This window comes from Uruburuella suis, assembly GCF_004341385.1.
GTDB classification, from domain to species: Bacteria; Pseudomonadota; Gammaproteobacteria; order Burkholderiales; family Neisseriaceae; genus Neisseria; species Neisseria suis.
Window position 1 is genome coordinate 43115 of the sequence record NZ_SLXE01000017.1, and the last position, 15516, is coordinate 58630.

At 53.0% G+C, this 15516-nt stretch carries 16 protein-coding genes, 2 tRNA genes and 1 pseudogene; 4 read left to right on the forward strand and 15 right to left on the reverse strand.

The window, feature by feature from the left end; translation table 11 throughout:
- Nucleotides 1–77: 77 nt before the first annotated feature.
- The 13 genes from EV680_RS07340 to EV680_RS07395 form a co-directional block, all read right to left on the reverse strand.
- Nucleotides 78–836 carry a lysophospholipid acyltransferase family protein gene (locus EV680_RS07340; RefSeq protein WP_132954097.1) on the reverse strand — a complete coding sequence of 253 codons (759 nt, stop codon included), beginning with the start codon at nucleotides 834–836 and terminating at the stop codon, nucleotides 78–80.
- Nucleotides 833–1570, reverse strand: coding sequence for a beta-ketoacyl synthase chain length factor (locus EV680_RS07345; RefSeq protein WP_424580116.1), 738 nt, complete (start codon nucleotides 1568–1570; stop codon nucleotides 833–835). The genes EV680_RS07340 and EV680_RS07345 overlap by 4 nt, the downstream gene beginning before the upstream one ends.
- Before the next feature lie 397 nt (nucleotides 1571–1967).
- A tRNA-Pro gene (locus EV680_RS07350) sits at nucleotides 1968–2044 on the reverse strand.
- A gap of 35 nt (nucleotides 2045–2079) precedes the next feature.
- On the reverse strand, nucleotides 2080–2406 hold the full coding sequence (locus tag EV680_RS07355) for a hypothetical protein (protein WP_132954099.1): 327 nt from the start codon (nucleotides 2404–2406) through the stop codon (nucleotides 2080–2082).
- Nucleotides 2387–2692, reverse strand: a complete 306-nt coding sequence (locus EV680_RS07360) for an integration host factor subunit alpha (protein ID WP_132954100.1) — start codon at nucleotides 2690–2692, stop codon at nucleotides 2387–2389. The genes EV680_RS07355 and EV680_RS07360 overlap by 20 nt, the downstream gene beginning before the upstream one ends.
- A gap of 86 nt (nucleotides 2693–2778) precedes the next feature.
- The gene (gene pheT, locus EV680_RS07365; RefSeq protein WP_132954101.1) at nucleotides 2779–5142 is read right to left on the reverse strand and encodes a phenylalanine--tRNA ligase subunit beta; all 2364 of its coding nucleotides are present in this window, start codon (nucleotides 5140–5142) and stop codon (nucleotides 2779–2781) included.
- A gap of 97 nt (nucleotides 5143–5239) precedes the next feature.
- Nucleotides 5240–5623 (reverse strand): nucleotidyltransferase substrate binding protein, encoded by a 384-nt coding sequence (locus EV680_RS07370; RefSeq protein ID WP_132954102.1) that lies wholly within the window; start codon nucleotides 5621–5623, stop codon nucleotides 5240–5242.
- A 54-nt stretch (nucleotides 5624–5677) separates the two neighbouring features.
- Nucleotides 5678–6667 carry a phenylalanine--tRNA ligase subunit alpha gene (pheS, locus tag EV680_RS07375; RefSeq protein ID WP_132954103.1) on the reverse strand — a complete coding sequence of 330 codons (990 nt, stop codon included), beginning with the start codon at nucleotides 6665–6667 and terminating at the stop codon, nucleotides 5678–5680.
- Nucleotides 6668–6928: 261 nt separating this feature from the next.
- Complete coding sequence (gene rplT / locus EV680_RS07380; RefSeq protein WP_132954104.1) at nucleotides 6929–7285, reverse strand: 50S ribosomal protein L20; 357 nt, start codon at nucleotides 7283–7285, stop codon at nucleotides 6929–6931.
- An 11-nt stretch (nucleotides 7286–7296) separates the two neighbouring features.
- Complete coding sequence (gene rpmI / locus EV680_RS07385; RefSeq protein ID WP_132954105.1) at nucleotides 7297–7494, reverse strand: 50S ribosomal protein L35; 198 nt, start codon at nucleotides 7492–7494, stop codon at nucleotides 7297–7299.
- 147 nt (nucleotides 7495–7641) lie between these two features.
- Complete coding sequence (gene infC / locus EV680_RS11935) at nucleotides 7642–8163, reverse strand: translation initiation factor IF-3 (RefSeq protein WP_207894315.1); 522 nt, start codon at nucleotides 8161–8163, stop codon at nucleotides 7642–7644.
- A gap of 18 nt (nucleotides 8164–8181) precedes the next feature.
- Complete coding sequence (gene thrS / locus EV680_RS07390) at nucleotides 8182–10092, reverse strand: threonine--tRNA ligase (protein ID WP_165870919.1); 1911 nt, start codon at nucleotides 10090–10092, stop codon at nucleotides 8182–8184.
- A 107-nt stretch (nucleotides 10093–10199) separates the two neighbouring features.
- Nucleotides 10200–10276: transfer RNA gene (locus EV680_RS07395), tRNA-Val, on the reverse strand.
- Between the two features lie 159 nt (nucleotides 10277–10435).
- Between EV680_RS07395 and tgt the strand changes: the two genes are divergently transcribed.
- Entirely contained in the window at nucleotides 10436–11551 is a 1116-nt protein-coding gene (gene tgt / locus EV680_RS07400; protein WP_132954106.1) for a tRNA guanosine(34) transglycosylase Tgt, read from the forward strand.
- A gap of 231 nt (nucleotides 11552–11782) precedes the next feature.
- Nucleotides 11783–11899 (forward strand): annotated as a pseudogene (locus EV680_RS07405) (outer membrane lipoprotein chaperone LolA); the annotation flags it as partial.
- 314 nt (nucleotides 11900–12213) lie between these two features.
- Here the strand turns inward: EV680_RS07405 and EV680_RS07415 are convergent.
- Nucleotides 12214–14034: a Na/Pi cotransporter family protein gene (locus EV680_RS07415; protein ID WP_341539395.1), complete on the reverse strand. Its 1821-nt coding sequence runs from the start codon at nucleotides 14032–14034 to the stop codon at nucleotides 12214–12216.
- Between the two features lie 169 nt (nucleotides 14035–14203).
- Between EV680_RS07415 and EV680_RS11940 the strand changes: the two genes are divergently transcribed.
- The gene (locus EV680_RS11940; protein ID WP_165870920.1) at nucleotides 14204–14374 is read left to right on the forward strand and encodes a hypothetical protein; all 171 of its coding nucleotides are present in this window, start codon (nucleotides 14204–14206) and stop codon (nucleotides 14372–14374) included.
- Between the two features lie 114 nt (nucleotides 14375–14488).
- On the opposite strand, the gene EV680_RS07420 is transcribed toward EV680_RS11940, so the two are convergent.
- The gene (locus tag EV680_RS07420; protein ID WP_132954107.1) at nucleotides 14489–14719 is read right to left on the reverse strand and encodes a hypothetical protein; all 231 of its coding nucleotides are present in this window, start codon (nucleotides 14717–14719) and stop codon (nucleotides 14489–14491) included.
- Nucleotides 14720–14962: 243 nt separating this feature from the next.
- On the opposite strand from EV680_RS07420, the gene EV680_RS07425 reads away from it, so the two are divergent.
- Nucleotides 14963–15301 carry a cupin domain-containing protein gene (locus EV680_RS07425; protein WP_132954108.1) on the forward strand — a complete coding sequence of 113 codons (339 nt, stop codon included), beginning with the start codon at nucleotides 14963–14965 and terminating at the stop codon, nucleotides 15299–15301.
- Nucleotides 15302–15516 lie beyond the last annotated feature (215 nt).

Genomic DNA, 15516 nt, shown 5'->3' on the forward strand with positions numbered 1-15516 from the left:
AGCTTGTGCTTCAGCCTGAATAAAAAAGGCACAGCGCCTTTCATCAATTATCCGCCCTCACAGGCGGGGTTTCAAACCTACAAAGAATGTTTGATAAAATAGTTTTGCAGATATTCGTTCAAACGCCGCGCCGCAATCGGCAACGGTTTTTCGGCAAGCCAGCTTTGCGGATCGATATCTTCGCCCACCGTGATTTCATAATGGATTTTCTGCGGCGGAATGCGATACCACGGCTGGCCTTTTTTAAAATTAGGCGGCGTCATTTTAATCACCACCGGCGTAATCACCGCCGCGCTGCGCAAGCCGATCGACACCGCGCCGCGATGCAGCTTCACCTGTCCGTCCCAGCCCGTGCGTGTGCCCTCGGGGAAAATCAGCAGGCTTTGGCCGCCTTTGAGCACGGCATCCACTTCCTCCATCATCTCCACCGATTCATCGTTGGGGATAAAACCAGTGGCCAAAATCGGGCTTTTCATGGCCGGATTGCCGAGCAAATCTTTTTTCACAATGCAGTTGAGCATGGGGGCATGGCTGAGCAACAACACCACATCCAAAAGCGAAGGATGGTTTGCCAGCACCAACTGCCCCGGCCGGCCGAGCTTTTCCAGCCCGTTAAAGCGCACGCTCAACACACCGGCCCATTGCAAATAGCGCACAAAAAAAAGCCAAACGCCGCCCACCAATTTTCTGGCTTTCAACTGCCGCGCCACATCGCCGCGCGTGCTGTTTAAGGTGTAGGGCAGCAGCGCCAGCTTAAACAACACGCCTGCCACGCCGAAGAGCACAAATCCGAAAGCCGTGGCCAGCAGGCGGCGCAAATAATCCAGCCGCTTCATGCGCTTTTCTGCCACAGCCAGCGGCGGGCGCCGTTATATTGCATATGTTCTAGGCCGTCTGAAAGCATAAAACGTATCCATGCCAACGCACCCCAATAATCACCTTGATTATCTGCCGCGTTTTCAGACGGCATCAACGACAAGCGGTAATCTGTGCCGTGTGTCAACACCATCGCCAAGGCATAAGGCCACGGCGCACGGTGCGCAGCCACATCATAAGCCGCGCTCAAGGGCTCATCCGCCAGCACCAGCAGCACCTGCTCTGCCCCATCATGAAGCAGCGCATAAGCCTCGGCCAAGCCGCTCTCCAAACTATCGCCCCGCACCGCCAGCGCCGTGTTTTCGCCCATATCGCCGCGCAACATCGACCACTGCCCCGCCAGCGCATTGTGCACCGACAAGCCGAACGAAGTCGGCGACACTTCATTATCGCGCAGCAAGCCCAACCACAATTCAAAGCTGCGGTTGATTTCACCATCGTGCGATACATAAACCAAAGGCGCATCCGGATAATCCGACGCCAAATCCCAAGCCGCATCCAACACCCGCCGCGCCGAATCACCCAAACGGCGGCGCTGCATAGCCGGCAAAAAAGCCAATGCCGGCTTATAATCCGGCATTTCAACGGCCGCATCCGCATCCGCCGCCCAAGCCTGCCATTGCGCGGGCGCAGCCATGCGGCTGCTCACCGCATGCCATGCCGCGATATTGAAAGAAAAGCTTAAATTATGCATCACATTTGATCGGCCGATGATTGAAACGGAAAATGCCTTGTTAACGATAACGCAACCAGTGCAGAAAGACGCCTCTGCATGAATACACTTTTATTTAACAAGTAAATATTGTCTGCCCGAGCAAACCCATACAAGCAGCATCATTATTTTTGATATTTTAACGCGCTTTACATGATTTACCAAACATTCATTATAAATCGCAAAAACAATACCAAGCCTAAAGAAACAAGATAGCAAGGCGAGCCAACACCGCCAAGTTATTTTTTAGGCTTGGCATAAGCCCGCACAAAAAGCCCGCCGCCGAAAACAACCCGGCAAAAGCGACAAAGCCTGAGCCACAAACACCCAGACAATAAAAAAACAGCTGCCATAAGCAGCTGTTTTCGTGGTATTTTTTTGGTCGGAGTGAAAGGATTCGAACCTTCGACCCCTTGCACCCCATGCAAGTGCGCTACCAGACTGCGCCACACTCCGACTCAAAGAAAAAAAAGATTATAGCGGCGCTAAAATCAGTTGGCAAGTGCTTTTTCGATATCCGCCAATATTTTTTGCAGCTCCGTCCGCATTTCATCTGCACGGATGGCCGGATTGCCCTCGCCATCGAGCGCATTGCGGGTAAATTCGTCCACAAAAGGCGCAAACGTGTCTTTCAGACGGCGTAATTTCATCACATCCTGCCGGGTATAGTGATCGCCGCCATAACCCACCACCACGCCGTGGGCATGCTGCCACTGGGCAAATTGCTCAGGGCTGATTTCCACCAGTGCGCACAATTCATTGAGGCTGAAATAGCGTTGGGCGGGGATATGCGGTAAATCAGGCGCGTTGCTTGTCATAATAATGCTCCACCATGCCTTTTAATTTTTGGCTTGCGTGGAATGTTACCACACGGCGGGCGGAAATGGGCACTTCCTCGCCGGTTTTCGGGTTGCGGCCCGGGCGTTGCGGTTTGTCGCGCAATTGAAAATTGCCGAAGCCTGAAATTTTGATTTCTTCGCCGCGCTCCAAGGTGGTGCGGATTTCTTCAAAAAACAGCTCAACGATTTCTTTGGCTTCGTTTTTGGTGACGTTGCTTACTTTTTCCACCAAAATATCGGCCAATTCAGCTTTAGTTAAAGTCATTTTATTACTTTCATTTTTCGACAAGGGCGGATTATCACTAATTTTCGTTTAGAATTCAAGTGAATATCCGGTTTTATTTCACTTTTTTATCCACGCAGTTGCGCGCCTACATCGGCTGCGGCCTGAATCAGACGGCCGATTAAAGGCTCTACCGTTTCATCGGTGAGCGTGGCCTCCGTGTCTTGCAACATGATTTTTACCGCCAGGCTTTTCATGCCCTCGGGCAGGCCGGCGCCGCGATACACGTCAAACACGCTGATTTCCTGCACCAGCTTGCCTGCCGCGCTGTGCAAAGCAGAGAGCAGGCTGTCGTGGCTTATCTCTTCGGGCATCACAAAAGCCAGATCGCGGCGGACGGGCTGGAATTTCGACACCGGCCGGTAAGCCGCTTTCTCTTTCGCGGCCACGGCTGCCATATCCACTTCAAACACCAGCGCCGCTTGCGGCAAATCGTATTTTTGCAGCCATTGCGGGTGCAATTCGCCGATAAAGCCGATGGTTTGGCCATCGAGTACAATTTCGGCGGTGCGCCCCGGATGCAGCGCCGGATGAGCCGCTTTGACAAACTGCACCGTTTTGCCGGCCAGCAAGGCTTCTACATCGGCTTTGGCATCGTAAAAATCCACACTGCGGCTTTTCTCGCCCCATTGCTCGGGCAGCGCAGAGCCATACAGCAAGCCGCCGACACGCTCGTTTTGCACAAAACGGCCGTCTGAAGCTTTGCTGAACACGCGTGCAATTTCAAACACACGCACGCGGCTTTGTTTGCGGTTGAGGTTGTTTTGCAAAATCTCCACCAAACCGCCGATTAAAGTGGAACGCATCACCGCATATTGCGCCGCCAGCGGGTTTTGCAGACGAACCGGATCGGCATTGGCTGCAAAATCCTGCTCCCACTCTTCATTCACAAAAGCGTAGCTCACCACTTCTTGATAGCCGCGCGCGGCCATTTGGCGGTAAACATCAAAACGCGATTGCTTGGTTTCCGGCAGCGGCAGCATTTTCAGACGGCCTGAAGTGCGCTCGTCGGGAATATTGTCGTAGCCATACACGCGGCCGATTTCTTCAATCACATCGGCTTCGATTTCGATATCGAAGCGAAAGCTCGGCGCGCTCACGCTGAATCCTTCTGCAGTGGCTTTCGGGTTTAAGCCCAAGTGGCGCAAAATTGCTTCCACTTGCGCCGCTTCGATATGCACACCCAATAAGGTTTCCACACGGCTCAAGCGCACTTCAACGCGATTGGCGGCCGGCAATTGGCCGAGCGCTTCGGTTAACGCCCCCGCTTCGCCGCCGCAGATTTGCAACACCAATTCTGTGGCACGCTCGATTGCATCGGCCTGCAAAGCCCAATCCACGCCGCGCTCGAAACGGAAAGCCGAATCGGAACCGAAACCGTATTGGCGCGATTTGCCGGCGATAATAGCCGGCGCAAACCAGGCCGCTTCCAGCACGATATTGCGGGTGCCGTCTGAAACCGCGCTCGCTTCGCCGCCCATCAGGCCGGCCATGCTCAACGCGCCCTGCTCATCGGCAATCACCAAGGTGTTGTCGGCCAGGGTCACGGTTTTTTCATTCAGGCAGGCCAAGGTTTCGCCGTTTTCAGCGCGGCGCACAATGATGCTGCCGTGCAGTTTGTCGGCATCAAACACATGCATGGGCTGGCCCAGCTCCAGCATCACATAGTTGCCGATGTCGACCAACGCCGAAATCGAGCGGATGCCGCTGCGCGCCAAACGCTGCTTCAGCCAATCGGGCGTAGCTGCTTGCGCGTTCACATTTTCAATCACGCGGCTGATAAAGCGGCCGCAATCTTGCGGCGCATCAATACGCACCGCTTGGGTTTTGCCACTTTGCACAGAGGCCGTCTGAAGCGCCAGCGGCCGGTTTTCACATTGCGTGAGCGCCGCCACTTCACGCGCCAGGCCTTTGATGCTCAGGCAATCGGCGCGGTTGGGCGTGATTTTGAGCGTCATCAACACATCATCGAGCGCCAGATAATCGCGGATATCCTGCCCCACCGGCGCATCGGCCGGCAGAATGTGCAGACCGTCCACACCGTCATCAGGCAAGTCCAATTCGTTGGTGGAACACAACATGCCGTTAGAGGTTTGCCCGCGCATTTTGGTGGGCTTGATTTTGAAGTTGCCCGGCAACACCGCGCCCGGCAAAGCACACGGCACTTTGATGCCGGCGGCCACATTCGGCGCACCGCACACAATTTGAATTAATTCACCTGTGCCCGCATCCACTTGGGTAATGCTCAAGCGGTCGGCATCGGGGTGTTTTTCCACCGATTTCACTTCGGCCACCACCACGCCGCTAAAGGCCGGCGCGGCAGTTTCCACTTCTTCCACTTCCAAGCCCGACATGGTGAGCAGATGCGCCATTTCATCGGCGGAAAGATTGGGGTTGGCTTGGGTTTTGAGCCAATCATAAGAAAATTGCATGATATTCTCTTGTTTTGTTTATTGAGGCCGTCTGAAACGGCGGTTTGCTTTCATTATTTTGATGCACAGGCAGCCTGCATTTTTGCTGCAATTTATTTTACAAAAATACAGCTTCGGCTAAAAATTTTTCAATGCCCTGCACCACAGCCAATGCAACCGCTTCGTCATAGGTGTGGCTGGTGCGGCTGCGCATATCGCGGTATTGTTTCCAATCTGTCCAATCGCCTTGCAGCAAGCCTTGTTCGTTGGCGGTGCGGATTAAATCCTGAAAACTCATTTGGTCAAATTCAGCAGGATTGGCCGAAACCTGTTCCAGATAGCGCTTCAGCATTTTATGGCTGATTTCATAAGTGAATTCAAAACGCTGAATCAAACCGTCACGGATTTGCGTGTCGCTGATGTCTTGCAGGTAACGCAGCCAACCTTCCTGCAAACGTGTAGTCGCATTGATTAAAGGTTGCAGATTCAAAACTTGCATCATCAAAATCCTTCATTCTTTTAAAAGACCCGATTTTCAGCAAAAATCCAACTTAATTTATTTGAATTGTTTCAAAAAATTCAAATCATTATCAAAAAACAGGCGCAAATCGTTTACGCCGTAGCGCAGCATGGCAAAGCGGTCCAGCCCGATGCCGAAAGCGAAGCCGGTGTATTTTTCAGGGTCGATATTCACATTTTGCAGCACATTGGGGTGCACCATGCCGCAGCCGCCCACTTCCAGCCATTTGCCGTTGTCGCCCATGATGTCGATTTCGGCGGAAGGCTCGGTAAACGGGAAAAACGAGGGGCGGAAACGCACCTGCAAGTCATCGCGCTCGAAAAAGCGGCGGATAAAATCGGTAAACACCGCTTTCAAATCGGCCATGCTCACGCCTTCTTCCACCCACAGGCCTTCGGCTTGGTGAAACATCGGCGAATGGGTGGCGTCGGAATCGACGCGGTAAACCCGACCGGGCGCGATGATGCGGATGGGCGGATTTTTTTTGTCCAGCATATAGCGGATTTGAATCGGCGAAGTGTGCGTGCGCAAAACATCGCCGTTTTCCACATAAAACGTATCCTGCATGGCGCGCGCGGGGTGGTTTTGCGGAATATTGAGCGCCTGGAAATTATGGAAATCGTCTTCGATTTCGGGGCCGTCGGCCACTTCAAAACCGATACCGTGAAACAACTCCACCACGCGCTGCAAGGTGAGCGTCACCGGGTGCAGGCCGCCCTCAGTTTGGCCGCGCCCGGGCAGGGTCACATCCAGCGCCTCGGCAGCCAGCTGCGCTTGCAGCTTGGCTGCATTGAGCGCATCGCGTTTGACGTTATAGGCCGTCTGAAATTGATTTTTGCACTCATTGATGTGCGCGCCTATGGTTTTGCGCTCTTCGGGCGACATTTGACCGAGGGTTTTCAACAAGGCGTTCAATTCGCCGGCCTTGCCCAGATAACGGGCTTTGACCAATTCGAGCGCATTGGAGTCTGTTGCGGCTTCGATGGCGGCGATGCCTTCGGCAACAATACGGTTTGCATTTTCCATGGTGATTTGTTTCTTGCCTGTGGGTGGGTTTGGCAACCGGATTCGGGTTGCCGCAAGCGCGCCATCATTAAAATAAGGAGGCCGTCTGAAACGCATTCAGACAGCCTTTGATGGCTCTTGCTGTGTTTGAAAGTGCATTATTTTAGCGCAATTACATTCAAAAAAACAGCAATTTAAAGAAAAAATAGGCAGCGCTTTCAGACGGCCTGAAATAAAAAAAGGAAACCGAAGTTTCCTTTTCAAATATAGCTCAGCTCAGCATCAAGCCAAAGCGGCTTTGGCTTTTTCAACCAATTGGGCGAAAGCGGCTTTTTCAAACACAGCCAAATCAGCCAATACTTTGCGGTCGATTTCGATGGCAGCTTTTTTCAGGCCGTTCATGAACTTGCTGTAAGACAAACCGTTTTCACGGGCGCCGGCGTTGATACGCACAATCCACAGCTGGCGGAATTGGCGTTTGCGTTGGCGGCGGTCGCGGTAAGCATATTGACCGGCTTTCATCACCGCCTGCTTGGCAACACGATAGACGTTTTTGCGACGACCGCGATAGCCTTTGGCTAACGCTAATACTTTTTTATGACGGGCACGGGCGGTAACACCGCGTTTTACGCGTGGCATAGTTTAGCTCCTTAAGCGTAGGGTAACATTTTAGAAATCGAAGCCATATCGCGCTCGTTCACCATCGAGGTGCCGCGCAATTGACGTTTGTTTTTAGTGGTTTTTTTGGTCAAAATATGACGCTTGAACGCATGAGCGCGTTTCACACCACCGTTACCCAGTACTTTGAAGCGCTTTTTCGCGCCCGACTTGGTTTTCATTTTCGGCATGGGATACTCCATATCATTTATTAGATTAGGTGCAAGGGGGCTTTAAAACAAAGCTTTAAAGCACTTGAAGCCCGAACACCACGATTTTTTGCCGCTCAAAAAAAGCTGCTCCGCGCGGCAAATCGGAGCAAGCCAAGCATTATAAACTTATTTTTTCTTCGGCGCAATCATCATCACCATTTGGCGGCCTTCCATTTTCGGAAACTGCTCAACGGTGCCGATTTCGGCCAATTCTTCTTTCACGCGCTCCAGCAGTTGCGCACCCAATTGCTGATGCGCCATTTCGCGGCCGCGGAAACGCAGGGTAACTTTCACCTTGTCGCCATCTTCCAGAAAACGGGTGATGTTTCGCATCTTAATGTTGTAATCGCCCTCATCGGTGCCCGGACGGAATTTGATTTCCTTGATTTGCACCTGCTTTTGCTTTTTCTTGGCTTCGTCGCGCTTTTTGGCCTGCTCATATTTGTATTTGCCAAAATCCATCAGCTTGCAAACCGGCGGCTTGGCAGTGGGGGAAATCTCCACCAAATCCACATCTTGCTCTTCGGCCATGGCCAAAGCTTCGCGTACGGTTACCACGCCGAGCTGCTCGCCCGTAATACTGATTAAGCGCACTTCTTTAACGGTGATTTCGCCGTTGATTCGTGCTTCGCGTTCTTGTGCGATGATGATGCTCCTTATAAAAGTTTAATGTACCAGAGAGAGGGCGATTTCCTGCTTCAAACGGGCGATGAAATCATCCAGTTTGAGCGAGCCCAAGTCTTCTGCTTTGCGGCGTACGGCCACTTGCCTGTTTTCTTTTTCGCTGTTGCCCACCACGATTTGATAGGGAAAGCGCTGCTGGCTGTTGTCGCGGATTTTATAGCCGATTTTCTCATTACGCAAATCCAGTGCCACACGGAAGCCTTCAGCGCGCAGACGCTCGGCCACTTCGCGGCAATAATCGGCTTGATGCTCGGTGATGTTCATCACCACCATTTGCACCGGTGCCAGCCACAAGGGGAAAGAACCGGCGTGGTTTTCAATCAAAATGCCGATAAAGCGCTCGAGCGAGCCCAAAATGGCGCGGTGCAGCATCACCGGGCGGGCGCGGCCGTTGTCTTCGGTAACATATTCCGCATCCAGGCGCTCGGGCAGCACAAAATCGAGCTGCAAAGTGCCGCACTGCCATGAGCGCCCGATGGCGTCTTTGATGTGGTATTCGATTTTGGGGCCGTAAAAAGCGCCCTCGCCCAGCAACTCTTCCCATTGCAAGCCGCAGGCGGTGAGTGCATCGCGCAGACCTTGCTCGGCTTTATCCCAGGTTTCGTCGGAGCCTGCACGCTTTTCCGGGCGCAGCGACAATTTAATCGCCACATCATGGAAGTCGAATTGTTTGTATACCTTCATCACCAATTCGTTGAAGGCTTTGGATTCAGCCACGATTTGCTCTTCGGTACAGAAAATATGCGCATCATCCTGCACAAAGCCGCGCACGCGCATCAGCCCGTGCAAAGCACCTGAGGGCTCGTTGCGGTGGCAGGAACCGAATTCGGCCAAGCGCATCGGCAGATCGCGGTAAGAGCGCAAGCCTTGGTTGAACACCTGCACATGGCCCGGGCAATTCATCGGCTTCACGGCATAATCGCGCTTTTCCGACTGGGTGATAAACATATTTTCCTGATAGTTTTCCCAGTGGCCGGATTTTTCCCACAAGCCTTTATCCATAATCAGCGGGGTTTTGATTTCCTGATAGCCGGCCGCATCGAGCTCTTTGCGCATATGCTGCTCGATGGTTTGCCACAGCGCCCAGCCTTTGGGGTGCCAAAACACCATGCCCGGTGCTTCGTCTTGCAGGTGGAACAAATCCAGCTGTTTGCCAAGCCTGCGGTGATCGCGTTTTTCGGCCTCTTCCAAACGGAAAAGGTAATCTTTCAATTCGTCTTTCGTGGCCCAAGCGGTGCCGTAAATGCGTTGCAGCATTTCGTTGTTGCTGTCGCCGCGCCAATAAGCGCCGGCCACTTTCATCAACTTAAATACCTTGAGCTTGCCGGTGCTGGGCACATGCGGGCCGCGGCACAAATCGGTGAAGCTGCCCTCGCGGTAAAGCGACAACACCTCGCCTTGCGGAATGCTTTCGATGATTTCGGCCTTATAAGCCTCGCCGATGCCTTTAAAATAAGCCACGGCTTCATCGCGCGGCAATTCATAGCGCTCGACCGGGATATCTTGCTTCACCAATTCGGCCATTTTGGCTTCGATAGCGGTCAAATCTTCCGGCGTAAACGGGCGCTTGTAGGCAAAGTCGTAATAAAAGCCCTCTTCGATGGTGGGGCCGATGGTCACTTGCGCTTCAGGGAACAATTCTTTCACCGCATAAGCCATTAAATGAGCGGTGGAATGGCGGATGATGTCGATGCCCTCGGCATCCTTTCCGGTGACGATGGCCAAATCGGCATCGTGCTCAATCACAAATGAAGTATCCACCAATTTGCCGTCGACCTTGCCCGCCAGAGCGGCCTTGGCCAGCCCCGTGCCGATTGAAGCGGCCACATCGTAAACCGATACGGGGGCTTCAAATTGGCGGCGCGAGCCGTCGGGCAAAGTGATGTTCAACATGCAATACTCCAAAAATTATAGTGCAAACACGCCGCCTTTTTCAGACGGCCTGTTTGATAAACACAAAAAAACCGACAAAAACCCAAGCGGCTTTTGTGGTGACAGATTGGTAGGCGCGATCGGATTCGAACCAACGACCCCCACCATGTCAAGGTGGTGCTCTAACCAACTGAGCTACGCGCCTGCACGCGGCCAACATAAAGCTGCGGCAAAGGCGCTATTTTAGCTGATTTCCGTTTCGTTTGGCAAGCCTATCCGCCGTGCGTGTGCAGGCCGTCTGAACAGCATAAAAACCATAAATCCGCTATAATCCGCCCATTCTATTACAAACCCATCTTCAACCATGCTGAAATTCACCCTTCACAAAAAAGACGGCCACGCCCGCCGCGGCACCCTCGAGCTCAACCACGGTAAAATCGAAACACCGGTGTTTATGCCGGTGGGCACCTACGGCTCGGTAAAAGCGATGACGCCGCAAAACCTGCACGACATCAACGCGCAAATCATTTTGGGCAACACTTATCATCTGTGGCTGCGCCCCGGGCTGGAAGTGATCAGCCAATTCGGCGGCCTGCACGATTTTATCGGCTGGGACAAACCGATTCTCACCGACTCAGGCGGCTTTCAAGTGTTTTCACTCTCCGACATGCGCAAGCTCACCGAAGAGGGCTGCACCTTCAAAAGCCCGATAAACGGCGACAAATTGTTTTTATCGCCCGAAATTTCCATGCAGATTCAAACCGTGCTCAATTCCGATATCGCCATGCAGCTGGATGAATGCACGCCCGGCGAAGCGGCACACGAGCAGGCGCGCAAATCGTTGCAAATGAGCCTGCGCTGGGCCGAGCGCTCCAAAGCCGAATTCGAGCGCCTGAACAACCCCAATGCCCTCTTCGGCATTGTGCAAGGCGCGATGTATGAAGATTTGCGCGAAGAATCGCTTAAAGGCTTGGAGCAATTCGACTTTCCCGGCCTCGCCATCGGCGGCTTATCCGTGGGCGAGCCCAAGCCGGAAATGTACCGCATGCTCCGCACCGTCGGCCCGATGCTGCCCGAGCACAAACCGCATTACCTGATGGGCGTGGGCACGCCCGAAGATTTGGTTTACGGCGTGGCGCACGGCGTGGATATGTTCGATTGCGTGATGCCCACCCGCAATGCCCGCAACGGCTGGCTTTTCACCCGTTTTGGCGATTTGAAAATCAAAAACGCCAAACACAAGCTCGACACCCGCCCGATTGATGAAAGCTGCAGCTGCTATGCCTGCCAAAACTTCAGCCGCGCCTATCTGCACCATCTGCACCGCGCCGGCGAGATTTTGGGCGCACAGCTCAACACCATACACAATCTGCATTATTATCAAGTGATCATGGCGGAAATGCGCGAAGCCATTGAGCAGGGGCAATTTGAAAACTGGCGCGCGCAATTTCACGAGCAGCGCGCCCGCGGCACCGATTAACATTGCGGTTGCGTACGACAAACCTCAGGCCGGTCTGCGCCCACGCATCAGCGTGGCTGATGCCGTCTGAAACCAAACCTAAAAAGGTAAGATAGCAAGGCGGCAAACCGCAAACAGCACAGCAAGGCGGCGCTGTTAGGTTATTTTCAGGTTTGATATGACACCCATTCAAAAAAAATAATATACAAACAGGCAGCCTGTAAGTCGGATTCTCGAATCCGACTTACGCGCTATCAATATATCCGAATCGACGTCAAAGGCGATGCACCGGCCGCCATGCAGCTCAAAAACAGCTTCGGCAACGAAACCGGCATCAGCTTCAGCAATTTAAACACCAAGCCCGATTTAGGGTCTGTTCACAATTCATCTCGTGGCAATCTTTTGGCTCAAAAACGCGCCTGCCGCGTTGAAAATGCTCGCAAGGTGTCCAACCTTGCTGTGCTTTTCGCCTTGCAAGCGCGCTTTTGCGCTCAAAATCTTACGCACGGATGAATTGTGAACAGACCCTAGCGCGCAGTGTGTTTCAATTTACACCACCCAAAGGCGTGGATATATTGAGCAATTAAGTGTTTGCAACAAGGCATCAAAAAGGCCGTCTGAACGTTCAGACGGCCTTTTTGATGTTTTCCACATAGCCTCAAACAACCCGAATGGCAGCCGATTTACGCCTCTTCCTGCGCCGGCATTTCCTCTTCTTCGGCCGGCAAAATTTCCACACCGCCGACAGCACCCGCCACCCGCAGAATTTCCTGAAAACCGCTGCCGATGCGTTTGGCGTAATTGGTGTCGTTCATCAATGAGCTGGTGTGCCAGCTGCCCAATTCGTCTTGGCGCAGCTTGTCGAACACGCGGCTGCGAAACGAGCTCTCCAAGGTGGCCACATGGCGGTCGAGCGCTTCGCTGCCCTCTTTCCAGGCCTCGCTGCCTGCCGGAGCGGCGGCCGCCCGGCGAAACAGGCACATGGTTTTAAACAGATGTGCACGCAGGCGCAAATAATGCGGATAGGCGCGGCTGTCGGGCTTTTGCAGATAGTGCTGCATATTTTTCTGCAAATGTTTGCTGTCTTTCACAATTTCCACCAGCTGCATGGCGGCGATGTGCGCCTGCAATAATTGCTGTTGCTGCGCTTCGTCGTCGATGTCCATTTTGCTGGTGAACTCAAGCAACTCGCTGTAAGGGGCTTTGATGTAGTTTTCATAAAGCGCTTGCGCATCGAGCTGCAAAGGCGGCTCAGGCGGCTCCAGCAAAGGCTCTTCTTCCTGATAAAGCATTTCCGCCGGAATAAACAACACGTGGCAAATCACCTCCAAGCTCAGCGCACCCAAATGGCGCACCTCTTGAAACACGGCGCGCAAAGCGGTGTCGCCGGCGCGCAGCATATTGTCGGAAAGATAGCGCGCCTGTTTGCGGCGCATGGTTTTTTCCGGCATTTCTTCCGGAATCAGCACTTCATCTGCGGCTTTATCGGGCAGCCAGCGCTGCAAACTTTCGGCCAGCCGCGCTTGCAGCTTCCAAAAAACGGCCAGCCCCACCAAGTTAAACAAGGTGTGAAATAAAGCCAGTTGCAGCAGCGAATTGAAGCCGAGCCAGCCGGCCGCCTGCGCCACGAGCCAAGTGAGCGGCAGCCACAGCAGCAAACACAACACCGCCGTCACCACGTTAAACAGCAAATGCGCCAGCGCCAGCCGCTGACCGCTGCGCTCGCTGCCTAAAAAACCCACAAACGCGGTGGAAATGCTCGAGCCCACATTGGAGCCCAGCGCAATGGCAAAGCCCTGAGTCACGCTGATTTGGCCGCCGGCCAAAGCCGCCAACGTGAGAATCAGCGTGGCATGGGTGGATTGCAGCACCACCGTGAGCAAAAGGCCGATGCCGCTGAAAATCGCCACTTCCATCGCCCCGCCCGAGCGGATGCTGGCAAAATCCAGATTGCCGCCCACGCTTTGAAAGCCGTCTTTAATTGCATCAATGCCGATAAAAATCAGCGCAATGCCCACCAACACGCGCCCAAACGCGGCAAACCGTCCTTTTAAAAAGCCCGCCAAAATGCCGAACACCAGCATCGGCACCGCTGCCGGGCTCAGGCTCACGCTTTGGCCGGCCAGCGCCAGCAGCCAAATGCCGCCGGTGGCGCCCAGATTGGTGCCCAAAATCACCGCAATGCCGCCCGCCAGCCCGATTAAGCCGGTGCTTAAAAAAGCAATGGTTAAAAGCGACACCAAAGTGCTCGACTGCAAAACAAACGTTGCGCCCATACCGAACATCAGCCCGCGCGCAGGTGTGGCCGTGCTGCTGGCCATCAAGCGCTCCAATGTGCCGCCGGCGGCATTGTGCAGCCCCTCTTCGATGCATTGCATGCCAAACAAAAACAACGCCAAACCATAACACAGCTGCAACCAGGCAGGGCTGTACCAAAAGCTGCCGGCCAGCGCAATCAGCAGCAGGCCGACAAGCAAAGAGCGGAAGGCGGGTTTTTTCATCATAGGGGGCAAACGGAAAAGAAAATGTAGCGTATTGTAGCGGGTTTGGGCGGTGTCATAAAGCGGTCACAATAGGCCGTTTGAAAAGCCGCAAAGCTTTCAGACGGCCTGTTGTCTGCCCTTATCATAAAGATGCGTTTGAATCAACGGTGTTTGAATATCATCAAACATTATGCAGCTCAGACAAAAAAGCAACCCAAGCCCCACCATTTCTCCGCATCAAAAATTGCTCTCCGCAGCGGCCACCACCATGGCAAACTATATTGTATTGACTGCGTTGACTATCGGCCAAGCCGGTAAATATTACGTAATCCTCACCGCAAGCCGCACTCAGGCCGTCTGAAACGCATAAAACACCCCCGCTGCTTAATCGGGCAAAATCCCCGACAAACGGCTATATATGTAAATAAACATATAAAAATAAACAATTATTCTAAGCAAGCCCTTGTAATATCCGTCATAAAGCGCCATACTGCATATTCCAATAAGTAATGAACAACAAAGAAAGGAGCGATTGATGCAACATCGCAGACGCCAAGCTATTTTTCAGGCCGCCAAGCGCGCATTTAATGCCCGCAAAGCTGCCCACGATGCAGCCGGCAAATCCGCCGCCTCTTAAACAACCGACCCGCCGCCAATTATTGGCGGCATTTTTTATGCCCGGCTCGCGCAGAACAATGCAGCTCAAGCGTTTGAAATCCTTTCAGCGGATCAATTTTGAACACAAGGGGCTTGGCTGAAAAGTAAGATTATGCTCGGGGTTTGCCCCGAAAAACAAAAAGCGCACGCAGCGTTTTTTGTTTTTATATTATCTATTTTGCCTTATATCAAACTGCCGTCTGAAAACGCAGGCAGCCGGCGCGGTGCGGTTTTATAATTTCGGCTTGCTATTTAAAGTTTGACTTTCAAACCAATAAAAAGGAATCACACTATGCAACAATACACGCTCGACCCCAAAGCGCTTTTGGGCGGCATTATCGTTGAGGACAACGACCAGCAAATCGTGCAGCTCGCCCTGCAGAAAGACAACGAAATTCCGCCTTATCAAACCGATGCCATTGTGTTGCTGATTGTGCTGGGCGGCCGCGCCCAAATCACCACCGAAAAAGAAAGCCTCGAAACCCACGGCTTGCAAGTGGTGCGCCTGGCGCCCGATGAAACCCACAGCATCCGCGCGCTGGAAGACCAAACCACTATTTTGGTGATTAAGCAGCTCACCCACGAATTGACGCTGAGCAAAAAGCTGCGCTTCGGCCAATGTTGTTTGTAACGACTATGGTTAACCATCAAGGCCGTCTGAAAGATTAATCTTTCAGACGGCCTTCTTTAGGCTCTGAATAACGCTGGCGGGTGAATTTTCCGGCATTTTTATGCTAGGGTCTGTTCACAATTCATCACGCGGCAATATTTTGGCTCAAAAACGCGCCTGCTGCGTTGAAAATGCTCGCAAGGTGTTCAACCTTGCTGTGCTTTTCGCCTTGCAGC